This window comes from Litoreibacter sp., from assembly GCF_058136045.1.
Genome location: NZ_JBYVDD010000008.1, coordinates 245,447 through 267,810 on the forward strand (window position 1 = coordinate 245,447; position 22,364 = coordinate 267,810).

At 56.7% G+C, this 22,364-nt stretch carries 25 protein-coding genes; 11 read left to right on the forward strand and 14 right to left on the reverse strand.

Features of this window, described 5'->3' with window-relative positions; all coding sequences use genetic code 11:
• Positions 1 to 10 precede the first annotated feature (10 nt).
• From AC3Y7R_RS13295 to AC3Y7R_RS13305, 3 genes are all read right to left on the reverse strand, one after another.
• The gene (locus AC3Y7R_RS13295) at positions 11 to 445 is read right to left on the reverse strand and encodes an EF-hand domain-containing protein (protein ID WP_490042532.1); all 435 of its coding nucleotides are present in this window, start codon (positions 443 to 445) and stop codon (positions 11 to 13) included.
• Between the two features lie 184 nt (positions 446 to 629).
• Positions 630 to 1,703, reverse strand: coding sequence for a T6SS phospholipase effector Tle1-like catalytic domain-containing protein (locus AC3Y7R_RS13300; RefSeq protein ID WP_490042533.1), 1,074 nt, complete (start codon positions 1,701 to 1,703; stop codon positions 630 to 632).
• Positions 1,704 to 1,851: 148 nt separating this feature from the next.
• Positions 1,852 to 2,490, reverse strand: coding sequence for a class I SAM-dependent DNA methyltransferase (locus AC3Y7R_RS13305; protein WP_490042534.1), 639 nt, complete (start codon positions 2,488 to 2,490; stop codon positions 1,852 to 1,854).
• 90 nt (positions 2,491 to 2,580) lie between these two features.
• On the opposite strand from AC3Y7R_RS13305, the gene AC3Y7R_RS13310 reads away from it, so the two are divergent.
• On the forward strand, positions 2,581 to 3,294 hold the full coding sequence (locus AC3Y7R_RS13310; protein WP_490042535.1) for a heparin lyase I family protein: 714 nt from the start codon (positions 2,581 to 2,583) through the stop codon (positions 3,292 to 3,294).
• Positions 3,295 to 3,472: 178 nt separating this feature from the next.
• On the opposite strand, the gene AC3Y7R_RS13315 is transcribed toward AC3Y7R_RS13310, so the two are convergent.
• The 3 genes from AC3Y7R_RS13315 to AC3Y7R_RS13325 form a co-directional block, all read right to left on the reverse strand.
• Positions 3,473 to 5,770 (reverse strand): xanthine dehydrogenase family protein molybdopterin-binding subunit, encoded by a 2,298-nt coding sequence (locus AC3Y7R_RS13315; protein WP_490042536.1) that lies wholly within the window; start codon positions 5,768 to 5,770, stop codon positions 3,473 to 3,475.
• Positions 5,771 to 5,837: 67 nt separating this feature from the next.
• Positions 5,838 to 8,255: an ATP-dependent helicase HrpB gene (gene hrpB / locus AC3Y7R_RS13320; RefSeq protein WP_490042537.1), complete on the reverse strand. Its 2,418-nt coding sequence runs from the start codon at positions 8,253 to 8,255 to the stop codon at positions 5,838 to 5,840.
• 64 nt (positions 8,256 to 8,319) lie between these two features.
• Entirely contained in the window at positions 8,320 to 9,039 is a 720-nt protein-coding gene (locus AC3Y7R_RS13325; protein WP_490042538.1) for a DUF3108 domain-containing protein, read from the reverse strand.
• Between the two features lie 126 nt (positions 9,040 to 9,165).
• On the opposite strand from AC3Y7R_RS13325, the gene meaB reads away from it, so the two are divergent.
• From meaB to AC3Y7R_RS13350, 5 genes are all read left to right on the forward strand, one after another.
• Positions 9,166 to 10,137, forward strand: coding sequence for a methylmalonyl Co-A mutase-associated GTPase MeaB (gene meaB / locus AC3Y7R_RS13330; protein WP_490042815.1), 972 nt, complete (start codon positions 9,166 to 9,168; stop codon positions 10,135 to 10,137).
• A gap of 255 nt (positions 10,138 to 10,392) precedes the next feature.
• A complete protein-coding gene (gene rpmB, locus AC3Y7R_RS13335; protein ID WP_490042539.1) occupies positions 10,393 to 10,680 on the forward strand; it encodes a 50S ribosomal protein L28 in 288 nt (95 codons plus the stop codon).
• A 136-nt stretch (positions 10,681 to 10,816) separates the two neighbouring features.
• Positions 10,817 to 11,158: a hypothetical protein gene (locus tag AC3Y7R_RS13340; RefSeq protein WP_490042540.1), complete on the forward strand. Its 342-nt coding sequence runs from the start codon at positions 10,817 to 10,819 to the stop codon at positions 11,156 to 11,158.
• Between the two features lie 56 nt (positions 11,159 to 11,214).
• Positions 11,215 to 11,718 (forward strand): copper chaperone PCu(A)C, encoded by a 504-nt coding sequence (locus AC3Y7R_RS13345; protein ID WP_490042541.1) that lies wholly within the window; start codon positions 11,215 to 11,217, stop codon positions 11,716 to 11,718.
• A 140-nt stretch (positions 11,719 to 11,858) separates the two neighbouring features.
• Positions 11,859 to 12,329 carry a low molecular weight protein-tyrosine-phosphatase gene (locus AC3Y7R_RS13350; RefSeq protein ID WP_490042542.1) on the forward strand — a complete coding sequence of 157 codons (471 nt, stop codon included), beginning with the start codon at positions 11,859 to 11,861 and terminating at the stop codon, positions 12,327 to 12,329.
• Here the strand turns inward: AC3Y7R_RS13350 and AC3Y7R_RS13355 are convergent.
• From AC3Y7R_RS13355 to AC3Y7R_RS13365, 3 genes are all read right to left on the reverse strand, one after another.
• Complete coding sequence (locus AC3Y7R_RS13355; protein ID WP_490042543.1) at positions 12,305 to 12,631, reverse strand: hypothetical protein; 327 nt, start codon at positions 12,629 to 12,631, stop codon at positions 12,305 to 12,307. The genes AC3Y7R_RS13350 and AC3Y7R_RS13355 overlap by 25 nt on opposite strands.
• A 144-nt stretch (positions 12,632 to 12,775) precedes the next feature.
• Positions 12,776 to 13,207, reverse strand: coding sequence for a hypothetical protein (locus tag AC3Y7R_RS13360; protein WP_490042544.1), 432 nt, complete (start codon positions 13,205 to 13,207; stop codon positions 12,776 to 12,778).
• 290 nt (positions 13,208 to 13,497) lie between these two features.
• Positions 13,498 to 14,217: a helix-turn-helix transcriptional regulator gene (locus tag AC3Y7R_RS13365; RefSeq protein WP_490042545.1), complete on the reverse strand. Its 720-nt coding sequence runs from the start codon at positions 14,215 to 14,217 to the stop codon at positions 13,498 to 13,500.
• Positions 14,218 to 14,303: 86 nt separating this feature from the next.
• On the opposite strand from AC3Y7R_RS13365, the gene AC3Y7R_RS13370 reads away from it, so the two are divergent.
• Positions 14,304 to 14,699 (forward strand): RidA family protein, encoded by a 396-nt coding sequence (locus tag AC3Y7R_RS13370; RefSeq protein WP_490042546.1) that lies wholly within the window; start codon positions 14,304 to 14,306, stop codon positions 14,697 to 14,699.
• A gap of 223 nt (positions 14,700 to 14,922) precedes the next feature.
• Positions 14,923 to 16,737 (forward strand): translation elongation factor 4, encoded by a 1,815-nt coding sequence (lepA, locus tag AC3Y7R_RS13375; RefSeq protein ID WP_490042547.1) that lies wholly within the window; start codon positions 14,923 to 14,925, stop codon positions 16,735 to 16,737.
• 131 nt (positions 16,738 to 16,868) lie between these two features.
• Here lepA and AC3Y7R_RS13380 read toward each other — a convergent pair whose 3' ends face one another.
• Both AC3Y7R_RS13380 and AC3Y7R_RS13385 read right to left on the reverse strand, forming a co-directional pair.
• Complete coding sequence (locus tag AC3Y7R_RS13380; protein ID WP_490042548.1) at positions 16,869 to 17,285, reverse strand: DUF2335 domain-containing protein; 417 nt, start codon at positions 17,283 to 17,285, stop codon at positions 16,869 to 16,871.
• Positions 17,286 to 17,710: 425 nt separating this feature from the next.
• Complete coding sequence (locus tag AC3Y7R_RS13385) at positions 17,711 to 18,127, reverse strand: VOC family protein (RefSeq protein ID WP_490042549.1); 417 nt, start codon at positions 18,125 to 18,127, stop codon at positions 17,711 to 17,713.
• A 147-nt stretch (positions 18,128 to 18,274) separates the two neighbouring features.
• Here AC3Y7R_RS13385 and AC3Y7R_RS13390 point away from each other — a divergent pair, with 147 nt between their 5' ends.
• On the forward strand, positions 18,275 to 18,463 hold the full coding sequence (locus AC3Y7R_RS13390) for a CTP synthetase (RefSeq protein WP_490042550.1): 189 nt from the start codon (positions 18,275 to 18,277) through the stop codon (positions 18,461 to 18,463).
• Between the two features lie 3 nt (positions 18,464 to 18,466).
• Here the strand turns inward: AC3Y7R_RS13390 and AC3Y7R_RS13395 are convergent, their stop codons facing one another.
• Positions 18,467 to 18,727 (reverse strand): hypothetical protein, encoded by a 261-nt coding sequence (locus AC3Y7R_RS13395; RefSeq protein WP_490042551.1) that lies wholly within the window; start codon positions 18,725 to 18,727, stop codon positions 18,467 to 18,469.
• 164 nt (positions 18,728 to 18,891) lie between these two features.
• On the reverse strand, positions 18,892 to 19,647 hold the full coding sequence (locus AC3Y7R_RS13400; protein WP_490042552.1) for an alpha/beta fold hydrolase: 756 nt from the start codon (positions 19,645 to 19,647) through the stop codon (positions 18,892 to 18,894).
• 54 nt (positions 19,648 to 19,701) lie between these two features.
• On the opposite strand from AC3Y7R_RS13400, the gene AC3Y7R_RS13405 reads away from it, so the two are divergent.
• Together AC3Y7R_RS13405 and AC3Y7R_RS13410 are read left to right on the forward strand one after the other, a co-directional pair.
• On the forward strand, positions 19,702 to 20,073 hold the full coding sequence (locus tag AC3Y7R_RS13405; protein WP_490042553.1) for a hypothetical protein: 372 nt from the start codon (positions 19,702 to 19,704) through the stop codon (positions 20,071 to 20,073).
• Between the two features lie 113 nt (positions 20,074 to 20,186).
• Complete coding sequence (locus tag AC3Y7R_RS13410) at positions 20,187 to 20,708, forward strand: hypothetical protein (protein ID WP_490042554.1); 522 nt, start codon at positions 20,187 to 20,189, stop codon at positions 20,706 to 20,708.
• 43 nt (positions 20,709 to 20,751) lie between these two features.
• Here the strand turns inward: AC3Y7R_RS13410 and AC3Y7R_RS13415 are convergent, their stop codons facing one another.
• Complete coding sequence (locus AC3Y7R_RS13415) at positions 20,752 to 22,182, reverse strand: Glu/Leu/Phe/Val family dehydrogenase (RefSeq protein ID WP_490042555.1); 1,431 nt, start codon at positions 22,180 to 22,182, stop codon at positions 20,752 to 20,754.
• Positions 22,183 to 22,364: the final 182 nt, after the last annotated feature.

The window sequence follows — 22,364 nt, forward strand, 5'->3', positions numbered from 1 at the left end:
TTTGCTGCTTTTAGCGACCAAAATCAGCCGTGGTGAGCAGATTGTCACCATCCCGATCCATCATCTCGAACCACGCGGGAACTTGCGACAGGAATTCCTTTTCGCTCACGACCCCGTTTTGATCAACGTCATTGAACGCGCGGGTCATTGCTTTTGAAACGTCTCGCATTTGCCCTTTCTGCCCGCCAGCGTTGGTATCCATATCGGCTTTTCGAGTTTCGTCGAAAAGGTCATACTCGGTCGCATTAAGCACGCCGTTTTCGTCTTGGTCGAACATATAGAAAACTTCGCGACGCTTCTCGGTTGCTTCCGCGGCCGTAACTTGGCCATCTTCGTTCAAGTCCCAATTCTCCAGAAAATGAGCGCCGGGATTGCCCTGTTGAGCCGCGGCCGGAAACGCAAGTGCGGCTGCAAGAAGCATGCCAAGTTTGGTGGGGTAAGTCATGATGAACACCTTTATATTCTTTTCCATGAATATATAACGGGCGCGCCAAGAGTTTCCGTCGCAAAATGTTGCCGCCATAGAAAACCGTAAAAGAAATGGACTACCGAATAATCGCCCTCCTTAGGTGAGTGCGCGATACGGGTTTTGATCTGACATTGTGCTTTGGCGGCAGGTTGGCCCGAGTTTAACCGCGCGAAGCGGCCTTTAGCGGGGCTTTGCTCGGCGGGGCCGCTACGCCTTGCGGGGCGTTCTCGATGCTCTCATGCAGCCGTTCGGACGGATCAAGCCCCACCACGCGCGCGCGGCGTTGCCAGAACAATTTACCCCAGTGGCGCCATGTGCCCACGGACGGGGCCTCCACGTCGCGCGGGAACCGTGCGCGCCAGCCGTCCGGCAATGGCAGGCCACATTCCTCGGCCTTTTCCAACATCCAGACCATGGGGATATTGGCCAAGGGCCGTGCCTTCTCGTAGCCCATCAAATGCCCGCCCACATCACCGTGCGAGCCTTTGAACCAGACCTGTTCCAACACGCCGGAATATCCTTCACGGGTTTTCCACAGGATTGGCTCGAAGATGCGGCGGGTCTCGTTCAGGGCCAGCGCGTGGTAGCCGTGTTTGACCGAGCAGCCGAGCGTATGGTTGTGAAACGCGTGTTCCACCGGCGAAAATCGCCACAAAAACGGCGCGCGAAAGCCTAAGGCGCGCACTGTATCCCATGCGCCGATCATCTCGATGGGGGCCGCGTCGTGGCAATATTTCGCACGGAAAATTTTGGCCGCCTCACTGCTGGGGTCGCGGCGGTAATGGCGGTAGGTTTGGCGTACGTTGCGCTCGGTGGCATGGTCAGCCTGCAACAGCCCCACGCGGTCAATAACGCCTGCAAGGCTGCGCACGGCATAGGCCCCACGCGAATAGCCAAACAAAAAGATGCGGTCGCCGGGGCGGTAGCGCGAGGCGATAAACCCGTAGGCACGCCGGATTTGACGGTTAATACCGACGCCTGCCATCACATCAATAGCGCGGCGCAGCCCTTGCCACTGAATGCCCGCCTCGTAATTCAGCGAGACAGCTTTGTTCGGAGCCATTTCCGACAGCAGCCGAAAGGTGGTGCCTGCATGGGTCTCAAAACCGCGCTCCAGCGTCGACATGGTGCCGTCCAGAATGATGACATGGGTCACTGGCCCGCGCGTGGCTTTTGGGTGCACCGAGCGTGGCTCGGGGCCGAAGCCGACAAAGGTTTTTAGGCGATCAGACATGGGGCGGGCATAGCGCCCGAGCCTTTCCAATCCTTTATACCAGCGCACGATACTCTCTCCAATTGAAACGCTTTTGTTAACAGTAGGGCGAATGCGCCGCCTCCGCCAGTCAAGGTTAATCACATTCCCAACAGGGTGCAGCGGTGGATCAAACCCGCCGGAAAATCGCCAGATGCCCTGGGGTTTCCGAGTGCTCGTCGCGTGCTTCAGGCTTTGCCTTCGCGTCGTAAATCTTCACCGTTCGGATCTGGAAATCGGTGATCTTTGGGGCTAAGGTCTCGAATTTAGCCGCAAATCCACGGGCCTCAAAATGCGCGGCATTGACCGATAGCACAAATAACGCACCGGGTTTGGCCAGCGCCAACACCCCGTCCAGTGCATCCGGCCCGACATGCCCGTGGGTGAAAGTGCCAGAGCTGACCACGCCGCCATAGCGCCCCTTTGGCAGGGCGAGCGGTGCGTTAAGGTTTGCCTCGATCAGCGCGCGGTAAACCCCCTTGGCTCCGGCCACGGCCAGCATTTGCGCCGAGAGGTCTAGCGCGTCAATCTCGACGTCGCTGATCTCGCGCAAAGCCTGCGCCAAAAGCCCCGTTCCCGCGCCCAGATCCAACACCGGACCCAACCCGCCCAACTCCGCAAAACACCGCGCTACATGTCCGGGCAATTGGTACCCTTTCGCCTGTGCAAAACCGGCGTCATAGCTATCGGCCCACGCCCCGTAGAGGCGGCGATTGTCGTCCGGGGTCTCCAGCGCATAGGCGGCGTCTAGGTTTGGTTTGTCAGGCATGGCGGCGGATTCCTTGGTCGGGGTCGCGGTGGCGTTGACATCAAAGGCTGTTTCGGTCGAGTGTCGCGCTACCTTATTCGGGATTTGCGCGTGCTCAAATTTATTATCGCTTTTGCCATCGTTTTGACGCCTTGGGCCGCTTGCGCACAGTCGTTTTCAACCGACTTCAAACGCAAGATCAACTATAAGGTGCCGCATAAGTATAACACGACCAAGAAGGCTGTGACATTTGTAGACGGGCAGGTGGCGTTTACGATCAGGCCGGGCATGCACGGGGCCGGAACTGATAAAGCCAAAGGGTCTGAGCGTGCCGAGTTCGGAGTCGACGTAAACCGTGCCAAATTTATACGCCAGAGCTTTACAGTTCGCGTTGGTAAAGGGTTTAAAGCCACCGATCGCACGATGATTGCCCAGATCAAGCAAGGCCGCACTGCGCCGGGGTTGGGCTCTCCTCCGGTGGCCGTTTATCTTAACAATGGCGGGGTCACCAAGTGCAACGATTACTCCAGCGGCAAGCCCAGCCAAGATGAGGTCCGCACGCGCCGCTACGGCATCCGGCTTGATGATGGGGCATGGCATAAGGTCGTTATGGAATTGGTGCTCTCGCAAACCAATGGTGTTTGCCGTATTTTTGTCGATGGTCAGTTGATCCAGTCGGCGCGCGGCATTGATACCTTGCAAAAAGGCGACCGGCTGATGTCGCGCATCGGGCCGTACCGGAACGCCGTGCCATACGCGCAGGTGATTTATTTTGATGACTGGTCGGTGAAAGGCAGCCGCAAGGTTCCCAAAGCCCTACAGTAGACGCCGCGACGCATCACCCCTATGCGGTGCGCGGTGAACAACATGCCCGCATGGCGTCCAACGCGCCGTCAAACAGTGGCACCACCGCGCGTTTTGAGCCGCCATTCAGCCGTGCGGGTGCAGGGGGGGCAATCTATACCGTGCCAATCGCCGTGCCTGATTTGGTTGAATTGCACATCTATCTGGCCTTCGCTTGCTGCAACATCATCCAAACGCGGTGCGGGGTGAAGGGCATGTCCGCATGTCGCACGCCGCGCTCCCACATCGCGTCCAGCGCGCCGTTGGCTACAGCTGCCAACGCGCCCACGGTGCCCGCTTCGCCGCAGCCCTTCATGCCCAGGACATTGGCGGTGGAGGGCACAGGTTCCGAGTGGAAATCTATCATCGGCATATCCGCTGCGCGCGGCATTCCGTAGTCCATAAACGTGGCGGTCAAAAGCTGGCCGTCCCCGTCGTAAACCACATGTTCGCTGATCGCTTGCCCGATGCCTTGCACCACACCGCCATGGACTTGGCCTTCTGCCATCATCGGGTTCATCAACACGCCGAAATCGTCCACCACTGTGTATTTCACCACCTGCGTGACGCCAGTATCGGGGTCAACCTCGACCTCGGCGATGTGGCATCCATTGGGGTAGGAGCGCCCCGGTAAGGTGGTGCTCGCACTCACGTTCAACAAATCGTCGCGGCCCTCGTCCCGCGCGGCCTGTGCGGCCTCGATCAACGTCATCACGGTGTTGGAGCCATCCGCGCGAAACACGCCGTCCTCGAACGCGACGCTCTCCACGCCCAATTGCTCTGCCACGAATGGCCTGAATGTCTCGATGGTCTTTTCCGCCACTGCCTTGTTCGCCGTGCCTTGCGTCGTGACAGACCGCGAGCCCCCCGTGCCGCCGCCCGTCGCAATCCGGTCACTGTCGCCTTGCACGATGTCGATCAACTCGATGTCGATGCCAGTATATTCATGCAATATTTGCGCATAAACCGTCTCGTGACCTTGGCCGTTGCTTTGGGTGCCGACGTAGAGGTTCACGCGGCCCGCGTCGGTAAATTCCATATGCGCGGTCTCGTCGGGGCTGCCAAGAATGCTCTCAATATAATAGCACAGCCCCGTGCCACGCAGCTTGCCCGCGCTGGCAGATGCCGCCTTGCGGGCGCTAAATCCGGCCATGTCCGCCTCGACTTCGGCGCGTGCCAAAACCTTGTGGAAATCGCCCACGTCGTACAATTCCCCCGTGACCGAGGTATAAGGAAACTTATCCGCAGGGATGAAGTTTTTGCGCCGCAACTCCAGCGCATCCACGCCCAATTCACGCGCCGCATGATCCATCGCGCGCTCCAGCACATAGATCGCTTCGGGCCGCCCGGCGCCGCGATAGGCATCGACCTGCGTGGTGTTGGTATAGATGCCCTGATTGCTGAAATACGCCACCTGCACATCATAGCAGCCCATCAAAACCTTGGAGGCGAGGTCGCTTTGGATGAATTGCGCATAGCCCGAATTATAGGCCCCCATATTGCTGACAGCATTGACGCGGTAGGCGGTGATCTTGTGGTTCTCGTCAAAAGCCAGCTCCGCCACCGAGACCAGATCGCGCCCCGAATTATCCGTCAGCATGGATTCTGTGCGCTCTGCTTGCCAGCGCACCGTGCGCCCGAGCTGGCGCGCGGCCTGAGCCACTAAAAAGTATTCAGGGTAGTCAAAGGCTTTCATCCCAAATCCGCCGCCCACATCCGGCGTGGTCACATGCACGCCCTCGATGTCCAAGCCCAAGGTGGAGGCCAGAGAGCCTTTCAGCCCCCACACGCCCTGACCGGAATATTCCAGATGCAGCCGATCGTTTTCCATCGCCGCCCAACAGCCGCGTGGCTCCATCGAGTTGGCGATAATCCGGTTGTCGCCGATCTCGACTTTCGTGGTAAATGCCGCCCGCTTGAATGCCGTCTCTGTGGCCTCAGCGTCGCCAATCCCCCAGTCATAAGCAAGGTTGTTCGGGGCTTCGGGGTGAATGGCGCTGCCCCCTTCACAGACGTCCATATGCACGTCCAAATCGTCGTAATCGAACCCGATCAACTCGGCCGCATCTTTGGCCTGCTCCATGGTGTCGGCCACGATGAGCGCAATCGCCTCGCCGACAAACCGCACGCGCCCGGTTGCTAGAATTGGCCGCACTGGCGCCGCGCCCATAGTGCCGTCACGGTTCTTGATAACCGGCGCGCCCATCGCATTCTTGCACCCAGCCGCCTCGAAGCTCTCAGCGGTTAAAACCAGATGCACGCCGTCCGCATTCTGCACGTTGCTGATGTCCAGTTCGGTGATTTGCGCATGCGCCACCATTGAGCGGAACACGAACCCAAACAGCGCACCGCTTGGTACGGTATCGTCCAAGTAACGCCCGTCGCCGGTCAAAAATCGCGCATCTTCGCGGCGTTTAACGGGTTGGGAAGTGCCGAATTTGTTGCTGGCAGAGGTCATGGCGCTGGCTTTCTCAAAGGGATAAGGCAAACTCTAGCAAGCCGCGCCAAACTGTCCAGCCTTCACCTCATCTCCCGCGTGGTTTGGCCCGCAACGTCGGATCCGCCACTGTCGGGTCTTCGGGCCAGGGGTGGCGTGGGTAGCGCGCCCGCATGTCCTTGCGCACATCCGCATAGGAGCCTGCCCAAAATCCCGGTAAATCCGTTGTCACCTGCACTGGCTTAGACGCGGGCGACAGCAATGTTATCTTTAGGGGCAGCCGTTCTGGCCCTGTTACCGGATGCGTGGTCACGCCAAACATTTCTTGCAAGCGTACCTCTAGCGCGGGCGCGCCGCTGGCGTAATCCAAGCTTAGATCACGCCCCAATGGCGTGGTAAATTTCGCCGGTGCACCTGCGTCCAAGCCCTGCATCTGCTCCCAGCTCAGCACCGCGCGCAACGCCTCTGCCACGTCCACATTTTTCAGCGCCTCGCCCGAGCGCACGTTGCCCAGATGCGGCAACAGCCACTCCTCAAGGCCTGCGAGCAAGCCCGCGTCCGACCAGTCCGGCAGGCCTTCGCGCATGTATAAAACCCGCGCCCGCAGATACCGCGCCGCCTTCGACCAGTTGAGCGCGCCCAAGCCAAGTTGGCGCACACCGTCCAACATCGCGCGCGCCACGTCGTCGCGGCCCGCGTCTTTCCACGCGCGATCGTCCAGTACCAAAGCCCCGAACCGCTCCTGCCTGCGCGCCAGCACTTTGCGCTCGCGCTTGGACCATTCGCAAAATTCGACCCAGTCGATCTGATCACTATATAGCTCGCGCAACTCCGCCTCGCTCAGGGCGCAGGCCAGCCGCACCCGCGCCTCACGCGCGTCGCCGTCCAGATCCAGCGCCACGATCAGCCGTTGCCCTGCAAGCCCGTCGCCCGCCTCGATCACCGCCCCCTTACCAGCCGACAAAACAAACCGCGCATCGCCGCCGGGCCGCCGTAATCCGATGCGGTCAGGATAGGCCAGCGCCGCCATTTCGCCCAAGCTGCGCGGCGCGCGCCCTGCAAACCGTTTCAAGCGCCGCGCCTCGGCGCGCACCCGCTCCACCACGCCGCGATTTGCGTGCGCCGGCACGTTGCCCGACAGCACTTTCATGCGCGCGGCCACATCCGTGCCAGCACTACGTCCCAATGGATCGCGTTCGCTCAACAAGGCCGCTAATTCGCAAGCCTTCGCGCCAGATTTCGCCAACATATGCCCCAGTCGAGGGTGCAAAGGCATCGCCGCAAGCGCCTTGCCATGCGCAGTGATCCGCGCGCCATCCAAGGCTCCCAACAGGCGCAACAAACCCTGTGCCTCGCCAAAAGCCCCCTCGGGCGGGGCGGTCAAAAACGCCAAATCCGCAGGGGTCGCGCCCCAGTTGGCCAGTTCCAGCGCCAAGCCTGTCAAATCCGCCGCCTCGATTTCGGCAGGGGGAAAGGCGGGCAGGGCGCCTTCCTCGGCCTTAGTCCACATCCGGTAGCAAATGCCGGGCTGCACGCGGCCCGCCCGCCCGCGCCGCTGGGTTGCCTCGGCACGGCTGACTTTCTCGGTCACCAGCCGCGACATACCCGACCCCGGATCAAAGCGTGCCCGGCGCGCACGCCCCGCGTCCACCACGACCCGCACATCTTCAATCGTCAGAGAGGTCTCCGCAATCGAGGTTGCCAGCACCACCTTGCGCACGCCCGGCTCTGGCGCAATTGCGGCGCGCTGCTCTTTAAACGGCAAGGCCCCAAACAGCGGTCGCAACACCGCGCCATCGGGCAGGGTCAACCCATTCATGACGCGCCGGATTTCGCCCTCGCCGGGCAGGAACACCAAAACGCCGCCCGTGGTTTCGGCCACCGCCTGCTCTACCAAATCAACCACCGCGCGCTCAAACCGCATCTCGCGGTGCAAAGGCCGCGCCAGCCAGCGGGTCTCGACCGGATGCGCGCGTCCGTCCGAAGTTACCACGGGCGCGCCGCCCAGCAACTCGGCCACCGGCTCGGCGTCCAAGGTCGCAGACATCACCATCAGCTTCAGGTCGGGCCGCAAGGCCTCGCGCGCCTCCCACACCAAAGCCAAGCCTAAATCACCGTTCAAAGAGCGCTCATGAAATTCGTCAAACACCACACAGCCCACGCCCGCCAATTCTGGATCGCTTTGGATCATGCGGGTCAGTATCCCCTCCGTCACCACCTCAATACGCGTGGCTTTCGACACTTTCGCCTCGCCGCGCATCCGGTAGCCGACGGTCTCTCCCACGGCCTCGCCCAAACTCTGCGCCATTCGCTCCGCCGCCGCGCGCGTGGCTAAACGGCGGGGTTCCAACATCAGCAACCGCCCCTTAAATGTCCCCGCTGCCAGCAACGCCAATGGCACCCGCGTGGTTTTACCTGCGCCCGGTGGTGCTTGCAAAACGCAAACGCCCTCACCGCTCATATGAGCAACAAGGGCGTCTACTACATCTTCAATGGGCAAATTCATGAGCACGGCTTACCGCGACAAGCGCGCCCCTGTCATCTTTGTTCTCTCAAATACGGAAAAAACTCTATTTCCGCCTCATCACAGCGTTGCCATACAGCGTATGGGTCACAACCTTCTCGACCCTATAGCGCCCCTCAGAAGTTTTGGCGTAATATAGATTAAACGGGAAGCGTGATTTTTCAGCCATATCCTCTGCCGAGAACCCCTTCAGGCGGCGATATTCCCCATCGCATTTAATCAAATCTCCGTCAGCGCGTGGGCTCGCCAGTTTCACCTGACTGCGCCGCTTGCCATCATACATCACCACACTCAGCTTGCAGACGTCTTCCTTGCTCACGTCGCGAAACGCAGCATAAAGCGCCGTCATCGGGTCCACTGTGCCTTTTTGGGTCGAGGGCTTCACCCCGTTTGGGCTTGCCACATAATCCTTCACGCTTGGCACGCCACCCTTATAGCTCATCGAGGCCGAAGACTTGCGCTTGCCGGTGTCGGCCTTCTCGTCATAACGCGCAGGCTTGAACGTGGCCCCTTTAACGGTGCCCCAGGACGAGGCCGTATACTTTACCTTCGCCACCAAGCCGATCAACCCGCCACTTTGTAACACGCCAAAGGCGGTGTAGTTGCCGCCGCCCTCCTTGCCCTTAATGGTCAATGTCCCGGCGGTAATCCCGCGTATGGCGACCGAAAATTTAGCGTTGGTCGTTCCATCGGCGGCAGCCACATGTGGCACCACCATCGACAGGGGCAGGGCGCAAACACCCATAATTTTCAAAAACTGCTTCATAGTACTTAGCCTCGTTGCATCACTTATGCGTCTCAGGGCATATTGGGACCTAGAGCAGAGGTTAACACCCCCACCGCGCGGGGAAAACAAGCGAAAGATCGCCACCCGTTGAAACATATTGATGATATGACGCAAGATATGGCCACCCGGATCAAGGCCGGTGACCGCCGCGCCTTGGCGCGCGCAATCACCTTGGTGGAGAGCAACCGCAGTGACCACCGCGCGCAGGCCCTAGAACTGATCGACACCCTGCGCACGGACGCCCCCCAAGCCCTGCGTATCGGTCTGTCCGGTACGCCCGGTGTCGGCAAATCCACTTTTATCGAGGGCTTCGGTCTGCATCTGACCAGCCAAGGCCTGCGCGTCGCCGTGCTGGCTGTGGATCCCAGCTCGACCCGATCTGGCGGATCAATCTTGGGCGATAAAACCCGCATGGACCTGCTATCGCGCGACAAGAATGCCTTCATCCGGCCCTCGCCCTCGCAAACCCATCTGGGTGGCGTGGCACGCCGCACCCGCGAGGCCGTGACCCTATGCGAGGCCGCAGGCTATGATGTGGTGTTGATTGAAACTGTCGGCGTCGGCCAGTCGGAAACCATGGTGGCAGAGATGTCCGACCTGTTTATCTTGCTCTTGGCACCCGCTGGTGGCGACGAGTTGCAAGGCGTGAAACGTGGCATCATGGAGATTGCCGACTTGATACTGGTCAACAAAGCCGACGGTGATCTGAAGCCCGCGGCGATGCGCACGCAGGCCGACTACGCAGGCGCGTTACGCCTGTTGCGCAAGCGTGTCCAAGATCCCGACGGCTTCCCAAAGGCGCGCATTGTCTCTGCGATCACGGGGTTGGGCCTAGAGGAGGCATGGCAAGACATGCAAACCCTCAGCCAGTGGCGCAAGGATAACGGGCATTGGGACACACGCCGCAAGGCGCAAGGCGTGCACTGGTTCGAACAGGCGGTGCGTACTGGGCTGTTGGCGCGCTTGAGCACCGACAAAGACATCGTGGCCGCATTGCAATCTTTGGCGGCTAAGGTCTCCGACGGCTCCCTTTCTCCCGATAAAGCGGCGGCGGAAATGCTCACGCGACTCACATGACCCACTGTTAAGGTTCATGCGCTGACGCCTTGAATTTCCCGATTCTATCTGGTTAAAAATACTCCCACCGAAGCTACCACCGCTCGCAAAGTGAATATGTCTTAATAAATCAGCGCCTTTCCCGCCCCAAAACGCCAATTCGACCCCTCCCCCCCCTTGACCCTCCCCAAATCTCCGCCTATTCCACGCAGACCGAATTCAGGGCATCACATGTGTGGTGCCTTCATCTGTTATGAGACCCGGAAGGAAACGCACATGTCGCGCGTCTGTGAACTCACCGCCAAAGGCCCGATGTCTGGCAACAATGTCAGCCATGCTAAGAACCGGACCAAGCGCCGCTTCCTGCCGAACTTGAACGTAGTAACCCTGTTGTCCGAGACACTGGGCCGCGGCTTCAAGTTCCGCATCTCCGCTGCTGCTCTGCGCACAGTGGATCACCGTGGTGGCCTCGACGCGTTCATGGCGAAAGCCAAAGACGCCGAATTGTCCACCAAGGCGCTGAAAGTTAAAAAAGACATCGCAAAGGCCCAAGCCGAGGCTTGATCCTAACTGCACTGCTTTTGAAAGCGGCCTCGTCCAATATCTGGACGGGGCCGATTTTCGTTTGAACTCCTCAACGTCGCGTGAAGGGGGATTTGCCCCCTTGGCGCGGACGCATCATGTCGCTAGCTGTAAGCGTATGATATTCGCCCGCCTTTTCTCACTGCTGCTTGTGCTCACTATGGTTGCCACCTCTGGCTCCATGGCAATGATGCGCGACCGCAGTGCAGGTGGGCAGGCAGTGGTGATTTGCAACGGCGCTGGGCTGCAAACTATTCAGGTGGACGCCAACGGCGAGCGGATTGAACTCGCCCCGATTTGCCCTAAATGCACGACGGCCATGCTGGCACAGGCGCCTGCGCGCGCCATCGTGCTTCGCGGGGCTGCGATGCAGGTACCGCTGGTTATCGTGCGCGCCAGCCAGCACAAAACACACCTTCGTCGTGACGGGGTTCAGGCCCGGGCACCACCTATCGGTTGATCTGACTAAATCGTTAAAATTTTACAGACAATCTCTCAGACGAAAGGACATATACCATGTCTCTGAAACTCATTTCTGCGGCCGTGTTTGCCGCCACTTTGTCCACCGCGGCTTTCGCCGGCGATATGGCCATCAAGGTTACCGATTCCTATGCGCGCAGTGCCACGTCTACCGCTAAAACCGGGGCCGCGTTCATCTCTTTGATGAACATGTCAGGCGTTGATGACCGCCTCATCGACGCGGCGTCTCCGGTTGCAAAACGGGTGGAGTTGCACACCCACAAGGAAACCGATGGGGTGATGCAAATGATCCATGTAAAAGAGGGGTTTCCTGTCGCTGCGGGTGACATGTTGATGATGGAACGTGGCAGTAATCATGTCATGTTCATGGGTCTAAACGGCGCGCTGGAGCAGGGGGCTATGGTGCCGGTTACGCTCACCTTCGAGAAAGCTGGCGCGATTGAAATTATGGTCCCGGTTGACTTGGAACGTAAGCCTGCAAAAGGCCATGGTATGAAACATGATGGCGACCATGGTCACGCTCACAAAAGCGACAGCTGAATCACCGGTGGGTGACCTTCGGGTCGCCCACATGCTGCACAAAGGTGTTCCATGCCTCTGCATGCAGTTTCAAAAGTTTTTATTTCCTTGAATTTCTAAGCAGTTTGTTACTATCGTTGCGTAGCTGGGGAGCTAATAACGTGACACAAAAAATACTGTTTGTCTGTTTGGGCAACATCTGTCGTTCGCCATTGGCAGAGGGCATCATGCGAGCCAAAGCACAAAGTGCGGGGCTTGATATTGTTGTCGATAGCGCGGGAACTGGGGGTTGGCATCAAGGAGACCCCCCGGATGCGCGCGCTATTGTGGCCGCGCGGGTGCAGGGGCAGGGCTATGATATTTCTGCACATATCGCCCGCAAAGTATCTTCGCTGGACTTCGTGGCGTTCGATTTGGTCGTGGTCATGGACGAGGCCAATCGGCTTGACCTACTGGCGATGCGCCCCAAGGGGGGCAATGTCCCAATTGTTTTAGTGTCATCTTTTGGTCTGCCTGACGGCCCACGCGAGGTGAGTGACCCATATTACACAGGCAAGTTCGATCCGGTCATTAAGTTACTGGAAACCTGTCTAGATGGGCTAATTGCTCAGCTCTTGGCCGAGCGGCAATAGCTCTCGGCATTGGCGCCAAACTCTTTGTAGCGTTTCCAGAAACTCTCGTGGCGGCTGTTGTCCGATTGGCGGATTTCTTGCGCGCGGTGTGGGTCTTTGAAAAAACTGGCCGCAAGCCGTTGATCGCCACTGTCCAAAGTAAAATCAGCCACTTGTTGCACGCAGTTGCACAGCACGCGTGAGGCCGATTTGCGGTCGGCCCTCAGGCAGGCGCTTTCAATTGGTCCGGCCCAAGACGCGCTGGCGACCAGGCTGGCCACGGTGGCCAAGGTGGCGGTGAAGGTGGCGGTTTTGTTACCCATGATCCTGCTCCATTTGGTGCGGCACGGTATGCTCCGTGCTCGGTCGTTCCTGCGTGTTGGGTAATTATACGGCAAACGCCCCGGTGAATTCAATCACCGAGGCGCAGATGTCGTTCAACTCGAGGCGAGGGGCCTCAGGGTTGCTTAGTTGTGCGGTAGATTTGCACCCAAAATCACGCCTGCGATCAGGCCGGTCACGATGCCTTGATTGTAGCGGTCTTGGCTGGCGTATGCGGTGTTGTGTGACGCGACACGGCCTCCATTCAAGGCAGGCAGATTGTTGACGAAAATCTCCGTCACCGGGCCATCATCCGCAATTGAGCCAGCACCCGTGGAGGTCCGTGGCAGGATCTTGGTGTTGGCTTCATTGTAGCCGCGAGAGCGTACAATCTCAGCCTCATTGAAGCCGTGACCTTGGTTGCTGCCCGCCGCATTATGGGGACGGTAGTTGATCGGGTTGGTGTAGCTGGCCACGATCGGGGTGTTGGTGTGGACATGGGGGTACAGCGATTGGTCGCCCGCAAAAACAGGCGCGGCGGTTACAAGGCAAAGACTGGCAAGTGCAAAACGAAACATGAAATACATCCTTATGGAGGGGCAGCAGAACAGAGGAGTTCAACTTCCATTAACCTTGAGTGCACGTCAAGTTTTTGCCATTTTTCAGCATGTTACAGGGCATATCTGGTGTGATACATGAACCAAACCGCAAGGTAAGGCCCCACTGTTTCCGCCCCGTCAACCACCGCCACATTTTCGCCACGATTGGCGTGCGGGGTGATTCTGTCGCCCTAGAGCTAGGGGCTGCAGATGAAACCTGTCACGCCAACGCCTGCTGCGGGGGCATTAAAACCGGCTTTGCGCAGTGGTCAGCGCGGCAGATCGCTAAATGGGCAGACATCATTTTCGAATGGCACATGTCGTCGTCGGAACGTCGTGCCATTGATAGATTCTGGCCTACTGATCCGGTCCATACGAAAATGCCGGAAATTTTCACGAGCAGGATCCCAAGCCACCAAATACCACAGCGGCGAGAGGATCAGCATGGCTTGAGGTTCAACCTCACGGCTCGTTTCGTTCCCTTGTGCGTCACGGTATTGAAAACGTAAGTGAACACCTTGGAGAAACGCCGCCTCAAACGCAGGGAGCAGTGCAGGATCAATCGCCCCTATATCAGATATGTCTTGGTGCGGTGACAACTGGCCAATGTGCAAGCACTCAAGGAATCGGCGCAGATCGCGCAGTTTGTCCGGTGGCAAGGCTTTCTCGATCTTGGCTAGCCCTGCATCCGCGAGGCCAGAAAAGGGCAAAACCTGTGCCGCCCGCATAGCTGCGACGCTGATGAGAAGGGCAAATACCTCGGTCACCGATAGCCGTGCAGTTGTCTGTACCGATTGCGGGTCAAGCTGCACACCACCACCGCGTCCGCTTTCGGAATGGATGACAAAGCCTTGATCGCGCAGCGCGCTGATGTCGCGTAGAATTGTTCGTTGCGATGCCCCGACCTCGCCAGACAGATCATCAATCGTCGAGGTTCCGTTGCGGCGAAGGGTGCGCACGATGGCATCATGGCGGAGGTGAATGTTCATTTCTCCACCACCGTACTTTCGGTGACATATTTTGTCACCAATTAACTCTAAGCAGGTCGCATAGATATCATATGGAGACTTTGAGAATGAAACGCATACCTGTAAACCCTTGGGACTGGTCGCTAAAGCTTGGCTACAATCAAGCCGAGATAATCACCGACACATCGCGTCAATTGATCTGCGCAGGTCAAACCGCGGTTGATGGCGCGGGCAATCCACAGCATCCCGGCGACATGCGTGGCCAGATCAGTCTGGCTTTGGATAATCTGGAGGCCGTGTTGGCTGGGGCGGATATGAGTTTGAGCAACATCATCCGGCTTGGCATTTTCGCAACCGACGTGGATGAGGCGTTGAAGAACTTTGATCTGCTGGGCATGCGTTTTGGGCCGATCCAATGCGCCCCTCCAATGACTTTGCTTGGCGTAACTCGTCTCGCAATTCCGAGCTTGCTGTTTGAAATCGAAGCCACCGCCGCAGCGTAAGACGGCTCGTCTGGCAAACCAGCCATTTAGCGCGTAAATCTGAATGGCTGGTTTGTCCCGCATGGCCTGTTTTGGTCAGACTGTTTGGACGACAGGTTTCGAGCATCTAAGGCGCTATATCTATCCCAAAACCCTCATGTGTCGTGCCATTGACGCCGTTTGCTTAAGCATAGGGTGCCAGACCCATTGACCACCCCTTCAAACCGCTACATATCCCTATACCATGACCGAGCTTTCAAAAATCCGCAATTTCTCCATCGTGGCCCATATTGACCACGGTAAATCGACCCTCGCTGATCGCCTCATCCAAGAGACGAACACGGTTGCTGCGCGCGACATGAAGGCGCAAATGCTCGACAGCATGGATATCGAGCGCGAGCGCGGGATCACCATCAAGGCGCAGACCGTGCGCATCGACTACCATGCTGACGACGGTGAAGATTACGTCCTCAATCTGATCGACACCCCCGGTCACGTCGATTTTGCCTATGAGGTGTCACGTTCTATGCGCGCCGTTGAAGGTTCGCTGCTGGTGGTTGATAGCTCCCAAGGGGTCGAGGCCCAGACGCTCGCCAATGTCTACCACGCCCTTGACGCGGATCACGAGATTGTTCCGATCCTCAACAAGATTGACCTGCCTGCGTCGGACTGCGACCGCGTGGCCGAACAGATTGAGGACGTCATCGGCATCGACGCCTCGGACGCCATCCAAGTTTCCGCTAAAACCGGGCAGGGCATCCACGAGACCCTCGAGGCCATCGTCACCCGCCTACCGGCCCCTAAAGGCACCCGCGACGCGCCGCTGCGCGCGATGCTGGTAGACAGTTGGTACGACAGCTACCTCGGCGTGATCGTTCTTGTGCGCATCATCGACGGCGTGTTGAAGCGCGGCGAGCGCATCAAGATGTTGTCCAACGGCACCACCCATCATGTGGACCGTATCGGCGTCTTTAAGCCGGAACTTACCGACATTGATGAACTTGGCCCTGGTGAATTGGGCTTCCTCACGGCCTCCATCAAGCAGGTGCGCGACACGCGCGTGGGCGACACGATCACCCATGAGAAGAAAGGTACTACCGATGCGTTAGAGGGCTTCAAACCCTCCCAGCCGGTGGTCTTTTGCGGCCTGTTCCCCGTGGATACATCCCAGTTTGAAGACTTGCGCGATGCCATCGACAAGCTGGCCCTAAATGACGCCTCCTTTAGCTACGAGATGGAAACCTCCGCAGCATTAGGCTTTGGCTTCCGGTGTGGGTTCCTAGGGCTGTTGCACCTAGAAGTGATCCGTGACCGGGTCGAACGCGAGTACGACATTGACCTGATCACCACCGCGCCGTCGGTGATCTACCACGTCTATATGCGTGCAGCCCCCGGTGAAGTGGGCGATAAAATCGACCTGCATAATCCCGCCGATATGCCCGACCTGACCCATGTGGACCACCTAGAGGAGCCGCGCATCAAGGCGACGATCCTTGTACCAGATGAATACCTGGGTGACGTGTTGAAGCTGTGCCAAGATCGCCGTGGCGTTCAGATGGACATGACTTACGCGGGGAGCCGCGCGATGGTTGTGTATGACCTTCCGCTGAATGAGGTGGTGTTCGATTTTTATGATCGCCTAAAATCAGTAACAAAAGGTTACGCCAGCTTCGATTATCAAATGATCGGCTACCGCGAGGATCAGTTGGTGAAGATGCAAATCTTGGTCAATGACGAGCCGGTCGACGCGCTGTCGATCATGGTGCACCGTGACCGCGCCGAGACCCGTGGCCGCGCCATGGTTGAGAAACTCAAAGACCTGATCCCGCGCCACATGTTCAAAATCCCGATCCAAGCCGCCATCGGTGGGCGCATCATCGCGCGCGAAACGCTGGCCGCCATGCGCAAAGACGTGACCGCCAAATGCTACGGTGGCGATGCGTCCCGTAAGAAGAAACTGTTGGAAAAACAAAAAGCCGGTAAAAAACGGATGCGTCAATTCGGGAAAGTGGATATACCTCAGGAGGCGTTTATTAGCGCCTTAAAAATGGACAGCTAAAGCTGTTCAGTTTTACGGCGGGTGGGCTTTGCAAAGCAAAACGCGTGCCCACGCGGTGAGGTGGTGCGTAATCGTGGATGGAAATGGATGGGTGAGGCTAGGGGGGATATTTTTAAGCTAGTGTGTAAAGTCTAGCTACCGTTTTGGCGTCCTTTGATGAACAAGCTTACACCACCGATGGCAGCAGTTCCGAGGAATAAGCCAGGTACTATTTCACTGTTAGTCCACAATGCCGTAACCAGTGCACCCACGATTAGAAAGAAAAATGAAATTTCTCCTAACAACATGCCGAGCTTACGATCAGACACCTCTGCTCCAAGCATACCCTTATCCATATCAATCATATGTTCTTGCTGACGTTCTGCCATTGCAATGATGCGATCAGCTGCTCCAGGAGATACTTCTTCGTATGCTCGCAAATGCCTAGGGTGAGCAATCGGACCAGAAAAATGTTCGCTTTGAATGAAGGAGGTCATTCTAGCGACAACCACTTCACGTTGTTTTTGCGAGATCACGTCACCGATTTGACTGTCGATGACCTCTTCCAAACTACGTTGTTCGACGGTCTCAATTGTGGACGAATTCGTTCCCTTGCTCGGTGCTGGAGGTTTTCCCAATTCTAGTTCCCTCTGTTTTTGTTGCTTTTCTGAGGTCTTTCCCCACTTTTTGCCACGCTTCTCTTACTGTGTCTCGGTTTCGGTAGCTAAAGTGTAGTGGGCTAGAGTAGAACACAAGAAAGGGTGATGTGAAGCCGTCGATGAAGCCAGCACGCACAGTCCGGCGTTGCAATCTTTTAATCATGTTTGGACTCCCATATATGTCGTATGTGTCTCATAGATATGTTCGAGAGGCAACTACGACAACCATACCCTCGATAATGTGAAGGTGTTACGTTGAGGTGTATGTACCGAACTATACGACGAAATTGTGGCGGTTAAAAGCAATCTATAGTGTAGGTTTCGCCAGTTTCCCTCTAAATCCGCTCATTCACCTCAATCAAATTCCCCGACGGGTCCGCCACATACAAGTGCCGCATCCCCGGAATTGCGAACTCTCCCGTTAGCGAATAGCGGATGCCTGCCGCTTTGAGGCGCGCTACTACGGCGTCCAGATCGTCCACCTCAAACGCCACGTGACCGCCAATTGACGGGTTGTGGCTCAGGCCATTCTTCGCCGCAAAATCCTGATCCGGCGCAATCAAATGCAGGCCGGAATGGCTGTCGCGCCCATCTGCCATCAGCGCCAGTTTGTCAGGATCGCCCGGTAAATAGCCTCGTGTGGCGGGGAAGGCCCAGTCCTTTTGCTCCATCCCCAACATTGCCGCATAAAACCGTGCGGTTGCTTGGACGTCTCTTGCCTCTAGATTTACATGATGGATTGACCAGCTCATACCTTGTCCTTTGACGTTATGTATCACCGCCATAATGCGCCATCGCGCAGGCTTGGCAAGCGTTGCCGTCACATGATTCAGATCAAAGTTATCGCCCGCTCCCTGCGCTATAGACACACGCGTAAACCAAGACCAAGGAGTCACCCCATGTTTCGTCTCGCCGCAATTTTGTTCTCGATGATCTCCACCACTGTCGCGGGTATCGCGGTGATTGTGGTGCTGTCGATGGGCTATGACACCATGATGCCGATCTTGATTTCGGCTGGTGCGGGGTTCCTTGTCTCCATTCCGATCACATGGATTATTGCCAAGCAGATCACCGCAAAAATCGTCTAGCGGCTAATCCAGTTTCGGGTGGTATGTCGGCTCGAATTCCGGGGTTAGGGTTCCGTGCTCTTTCTCGTGCTCGGTTTTATGGAGCCGCTTGACCGCTGCGAGGTGTTGCTCCACACGGCGACGCTCCTCGTCCAGCGCGCGGTTCTCATACCGTTCCAGTTTTTGCACATCGATGGTTGAGACCAGCACCGCGCTGATTTTTCCATTCTTGGACAGCCACAATCTTCGCTGGCCAAACTCGACCCAATTGATCCAAAAGGCCATTCGTTTTCAGAAGGCGGTGGTGGTGACCCATTTCGAGTTGGTGGGCCATGGAGGGGCAAAATTATCGGTCATTGAGGGGCTTTCGTACAGATTTGGTGGAATTCTGTACGTGATGTACCGCCTGTACGTTTCCGCCGTCTTAGCGCACCGTGCGCTGGCTGGGGCTAAGTTTGATCGAGGAACACCCGAACTGCCGCCTCGAATTCGCGTGGTTTCTGGGCGTGGAGCCAATGTGCGGCATCTGGAATTTTCGCAAATTTTACATTTGAAAACAAAGGTTTGATGATTGGCCGGTGCTCTGGCAAAACGTAGTCTGACGCCGCCCCTGATAAAAACAAGGTTGGACCATCAAAGCTGCCCTCGATGTTTGGGAAGCCGATGATCTTGTCCATTTCATTGGCTAAAGTGTCCAAGTTCAGGCGCCATGTTTTGTTAGCAATATCAGCGGATTGAGCTAGAAAATCGGGAAGTCCAGGCTCTAAATCTGACAGTTGTTCCAGCACGTCGGAGCGCCGATCGACCTTTGCGAAGTCGACTTTCCGCATGGATTCAATGGGTTGCAGTTGGGAATGTCCGTAGGTCACCGGAGCAATATCTGCCACCACCAGTTTGTTAACCAGCTCTGGTCGTGTCACTGCCAGCACCATAGCCGTTTTGCCGCCCATGGAATGCCCAAGGACATCAACAGGTTTTCCTATTTTTTCAATGGTCTGCGCTAAGTCATCGGCAAGGTCATGGTAGCTATGGGCATCATCCCAGAAGCTATACGCATGGTTGCGCATATCCACGGTGTTAACCTCTCCACGGTTTGATAACCGCTTCGCAATCACCCCCCAATTGCGCCCGGAGCCAAAAAGTCCATGTGCAATCAAAAGAGGCTTGGCAGCACCAGTCGTGCCAAATGTTGTGTAATTGAGCATAAACAAAGACCTAGCAGCTTCACCCTTGGCTTGGAAGTGGGTTAAGAGAGCAGAATGGAAAAGGTAGTTGTAGATCAATTGGTAAGGCGTATTTCCGGGCTTTTGCTTGAAAAACTTGACATGAAAGGGCGTTCCTTGGAAATCCAAGTCCGTCGCGCTGGCCGTATTTTGCCCTCTTCAGTTCGACGCGCAGCGGAAATTTTGATCAGCGCAGAGCAAATGGCGTGCGAACCTAAGATGTTGCTACGTCTCGACCCTGATCAGGTGAGTACGGCCTATGAAATATGTTTAACTCATCTGGAAAGCGTTAATCCTCAAGCGCTTAAGTCTAAGGCACGCTTCGGCTTTGCGTCTGCTGTGATCATTCAATTGGTGCTGGTTTTTGGGGCAACGGTCGCCGTTTTGCGCTGGCGGGGCTTTATTTGAGCTACCAATTCCCTTTTGCTGGGTGGCCTTGCTAAGCTGTGGTTTTTGCGGGGGTGGTGTTTGATCGTGGGTCGCGGTAAGGCGGACGCGCGCGCATGATAGAAAGGGACCTCATGTCTAAGACATCAGAAACGCCACGAGCCGAAGTGATCACTGGCTTAATTCCCTCGGCCCCCCGCCGTATGTTCGGCGCAGGTGTTTTGTATGCTCTGGGCGCACTTCTTATTTATCTTGTGATAACCCAGCCTCCAAATGGGGCGCATCTGGTGCTTTTGCTTTTAGCTATTGGGGCTGCATCACTCTATGGCGGGTACAAAATGTGGCAGATGACGGGCCATATGATTGAGCTGACGGAATATGAGTTGCGACTTTCGAATGGAACACAAATCTTTCGCATCGAAGATATAGAAAAAGTTGACCGGAGCTTTTTCGCGTTTAAACCATCAAATGGGTTTTTGGTGACGTTGAAGACATCCTACCCAAGAGCATGGGCCCCGGGGCTTTGGTGGCGATTTGGAAAACGTGTAGGGGTTGGTGGCTTGACGTCCGGGGCTGAGGGGAAGGTCATGGCGGATACTTTGGCGGCGATGGTCGCGACCCGAGATGGGTTGGTGGATATTGAGGGATTTCAATAGCATCAAGGAAAGGCAGGACGCAAAACGTCCTGCCTTTTGATTTTTACAAGCCTTTGGCGCGGTAGCTGCCAGCGATGCGGTCGATCGAAACCAGATAGGCTGCCATGCGTAAATCTTCTACATCATCGCGGCCATGCCAAACGGTTCGCATGGCTTGGTAGGCAGAGCGCATGGTGTCATCAAGACCGGATCGGACCAGCTCGATTTCTCCTGCGCCACGCAGGAAGCGGCTCTTGAAGTCGGGGCTTAATTCCCAACCCAATTCCCGGTCGGATGAAAGGCGCTCCAATTCGTTGATTAATAGAAGATGTTGAGCTTCTTCTTGCCGCTTACCCATGCGCCCAAACCGGATGTGGCTTAGGTTCTTTACCCATTCGAAGTAACTAACGGTCACACCGCCAGCGTTCGCATAAAGATCGGGGATGATGACGCAGCCCTTTTTACGAAGCACGTCATCTGCACCTGAAGTGATTGGGCCGTTCGCAGCCTCAATAATAAGAGGGGCTTGAACTCTTTCGGCGTTGGATAGGTTGATTACTCCCTCAAGGGCGGCAGGAATCAAGATGTCGCATTCGGCTTCCAACATGGAGGGGCCGTCTTCGATGAAGGTCCCTTCTGGGCATCCTTTGACACCCCCATGTTCGCCAATCCAAGCATGCACGGCTTCAATATTAAGACCACTATCATTGGACAGTGCCCCGTCGCGTTCGATGATCGCAATGATCTTTGAGCCATCTTCCTCGGAGAGGAACTTGGCCGCGTGATACCCTACGTTGCCCAAGCCTTGCACGATGACGCGCTTGCCTTCGAGCGTGCCCTCTAGTTTAGCTTTTGCGATATCTTCTGGGTAGCGGAAGAATTCCTGCAAGGCATATTGCACGCCGCGCCCCGTAGCTTCGACACGACCCGCGATGCCGCCAGCGTTCAAGGGTTTCCCGGTGACACAGGCGCGCGCATTGATGTCAGTGGTGTTCATTCGCGCGTATTGGTCGGCAATCCAGGCCATTTCACGCTCTCCGGTTCCCATGTCGGGGGCGGGGACGTTTTGGCTGGGATGGATCAGGTCACGTTTGGCCAGCTCATAAGCGAAACGACGGGTAATCTGTTCCATCTCATGCTCATCCCAGTCACGCGGGTCGATGCATAGGCCGCCTTTGGACCCCCCAAACGGGGTTTCCACCAAAGCACATTTGAAAGTCATAAGCGCTGCGAGGGCTTCGACCTCATCTTGGTGAACATTCGGGGCGAAGCGGATGCCACCTTTGACGGGTTCCATATGCTCGGAATGGACCGCGCGATACCCGGTGAAGGTGTGAATTTGACCGCGCAGCCGTACACCAAAGCGGACGGTGTAAGTCGCGTTGCAAACTCGGATTTTGTTTTCCAAACCTGGCGGTAAGTCCATGAGGGCAACAGCCCGGTTGAACATTAGCTCTACAGATTCACGAAAGGACGGTTCATTTGGATTGCTCATAACATCTCTTCTGACATGGCATATGTTAATAAATCGCTTAAAAAACAGGCGATATTCGAATGACCCTAGAGTGCGTTTTCTTGTTTGATAAGTGGTTAATGGGAATTTTTTCAAAAACCGGGTGATTCCGTTGATTGCCCCGCGAACTGATCCCGTTTCAGGAACAATGCAGCGTGGTTACC

Excerpts from the sequence above, each read along its gene's own strand:
- AC3Y7R_RS13340 (WP_490042540.1), top strand. The coding sequence starts at position 10,817 with ATGATATTCGCCCGCCTTTTCTCACTGCTGCTTGTGCTCACTATGGTT.
- AC3Y7R_RS13345 (WP_490042541.1), top strand. The coding sequence starts at position 11,215 with ATGTCTCTGAAACTCATTTCTGCGGCCGTGTTTGCCGCCACTTTGTCC.
- lepA (WP_490042547.1), top strand. The coding sequence starts at position 14,923 with ATGACCGAGCTTTCAAAAATCCGCAATTTCTCCATCGTGGCCCATATT.
- AC3Y7R_RS13360 (WP_490042544.1), bottom strand. The coding sequence starts at position 13,207 with ATGTTTCGTTTTGCACTTGCCAGTCTTTGCCTTGTAACCGCCGCGCCT.
- AC3Y7R_RS13385 (WP_490042549.1), bottom strand. The coding sequence starts at position 18,127 with ATGAGCTGGTCAATCCATCATGTAAATCTAGAGGCAAGAGACGTCCAA.
- AC3Y7R_RS13325 (WP_490042538.1), bottom strand. The coding sequence starts at position 9,039 with ATGAAGCAGTTTTTGAAAATTATGGGTGTTTGCGCCCTGCCCCTGTCG.
- AC3Y7R_RS13370 (WP_490042546.1), top strand. The coding sequence starts at position 14,304 with ATGAAACGCATACCTGTAAACCCTTGGGACTGGTCGCTAAAGCTTGGC.
- AC3Y7R_RS13315 (WP_490042536.1), bottom strand. The coding sequence starts at position 5,770 with ATGACCTCTGCCAGCAACAAATTCGGCACTTCCCAACCCGTTAAACGC.
- rpmB (WP_490042539.1), top strand. The coding sequence starts at position 10,393 with ATGTCGCGCGTCTGTGAACTCACCGCCAAAGGCCCGATGTCTGGCAAC.
- meaB (WP_490042815.1), top strand. The coding sequence starts at position 9,166 with ATGACGCAAGATATGGCCACCCGGATCAAGGCCGGTGACCGCCGCGCC.
- AC3Y7R_RS13295 (WP_490042532.1), bottom strand. The coding sequence starts at position 445 with ATGACTTACCCCACCAAACTTGGCATGCTTCTTGCAGCCGCACTTGCG.
- hrpB (WP_490042537.1), bottom strand. The coding sequence starts at position 8,255 with ATGAATTTGCCCATTGAAGATGTAGTAGACGCCCTTGTTGCTCATATG.
- AC3Y7R_RS13365 (WP_490042545.1), bottom strand. The coding sequence starts at position 14,217 with ATGAACATTCACCTCCGCCATGATGCCATCGTGCGCACCCTTCGCCGC.
- AC3Y7R_RS13405 (WP_490042553.1), top strand. The coding sequence starts at position 19,702 with ATGGAAAAGGTAGTTGTAGATCAATTGGTAAGGCGTATTTCCGGGCTT.
- AC3Y7R_RS13300 (WP_490042533.1), bottom strand. The coding sequence starts at position 1,703 with ATGTCTGATCGCCTAAAAACCTTTGTCGGCTTCGGCCCCGAGCCACGC.
- AC3Y7R_RS13390 (WP_490042550.1), top strand. The coding sequence starts at position 18,275 with ATGTTTCGTCTCGCCGCAATTTTGTTCTCGATGATCTCCACCACTGTC.
- AC3Y7R_RS13355 (WP_490042543.1), bottom strand. The coding sequence starts at position 12,631 with ATGGGTAACAAAACCGCCACCTTCACCGCCACCTTGGCCACCGTGGCC.
- AC3Y7R_RS13410 (WP_490042554.1), top strand. The coding sequence starts at position 20,187 with ATGTCTAAGACATCAGAAACGCCACGAGCCGAAGTGATCACTGGCTTA.
- AC3Y7R_RS13305 (WP_490042534.1), bottom strand. The coding sequence starts at position 2,490 with ATGCCTGACAAACCAAACCTAGACGCCGCCTATGCGCTGGAGACCCCG.
- AC3Y7R_RS13400 (WP_490042552.1), bottom strand. The coding sequence starts at position 19,647 with ATGCTCAATTACACAACATTTGGCACGACTGGTGCTGCCAAGCCTCTT.
- AC3Y7R_RS13415 (WP_490042555.1), bottom strand. The coding sequence starts at position 22,182 with ATGAGCAATCCAAATGAACCGTCCTTTCGTGAATCTGTAGAGCTAATG.
- AC3Y7R_RS13395 (WP_490042551.1), bottom strand. The coding sequence starts at position 18,727 with ATGGCCTTTTGGATCAATTGGGTCGAGTTTGGCCAGCGAAGATTGTGG.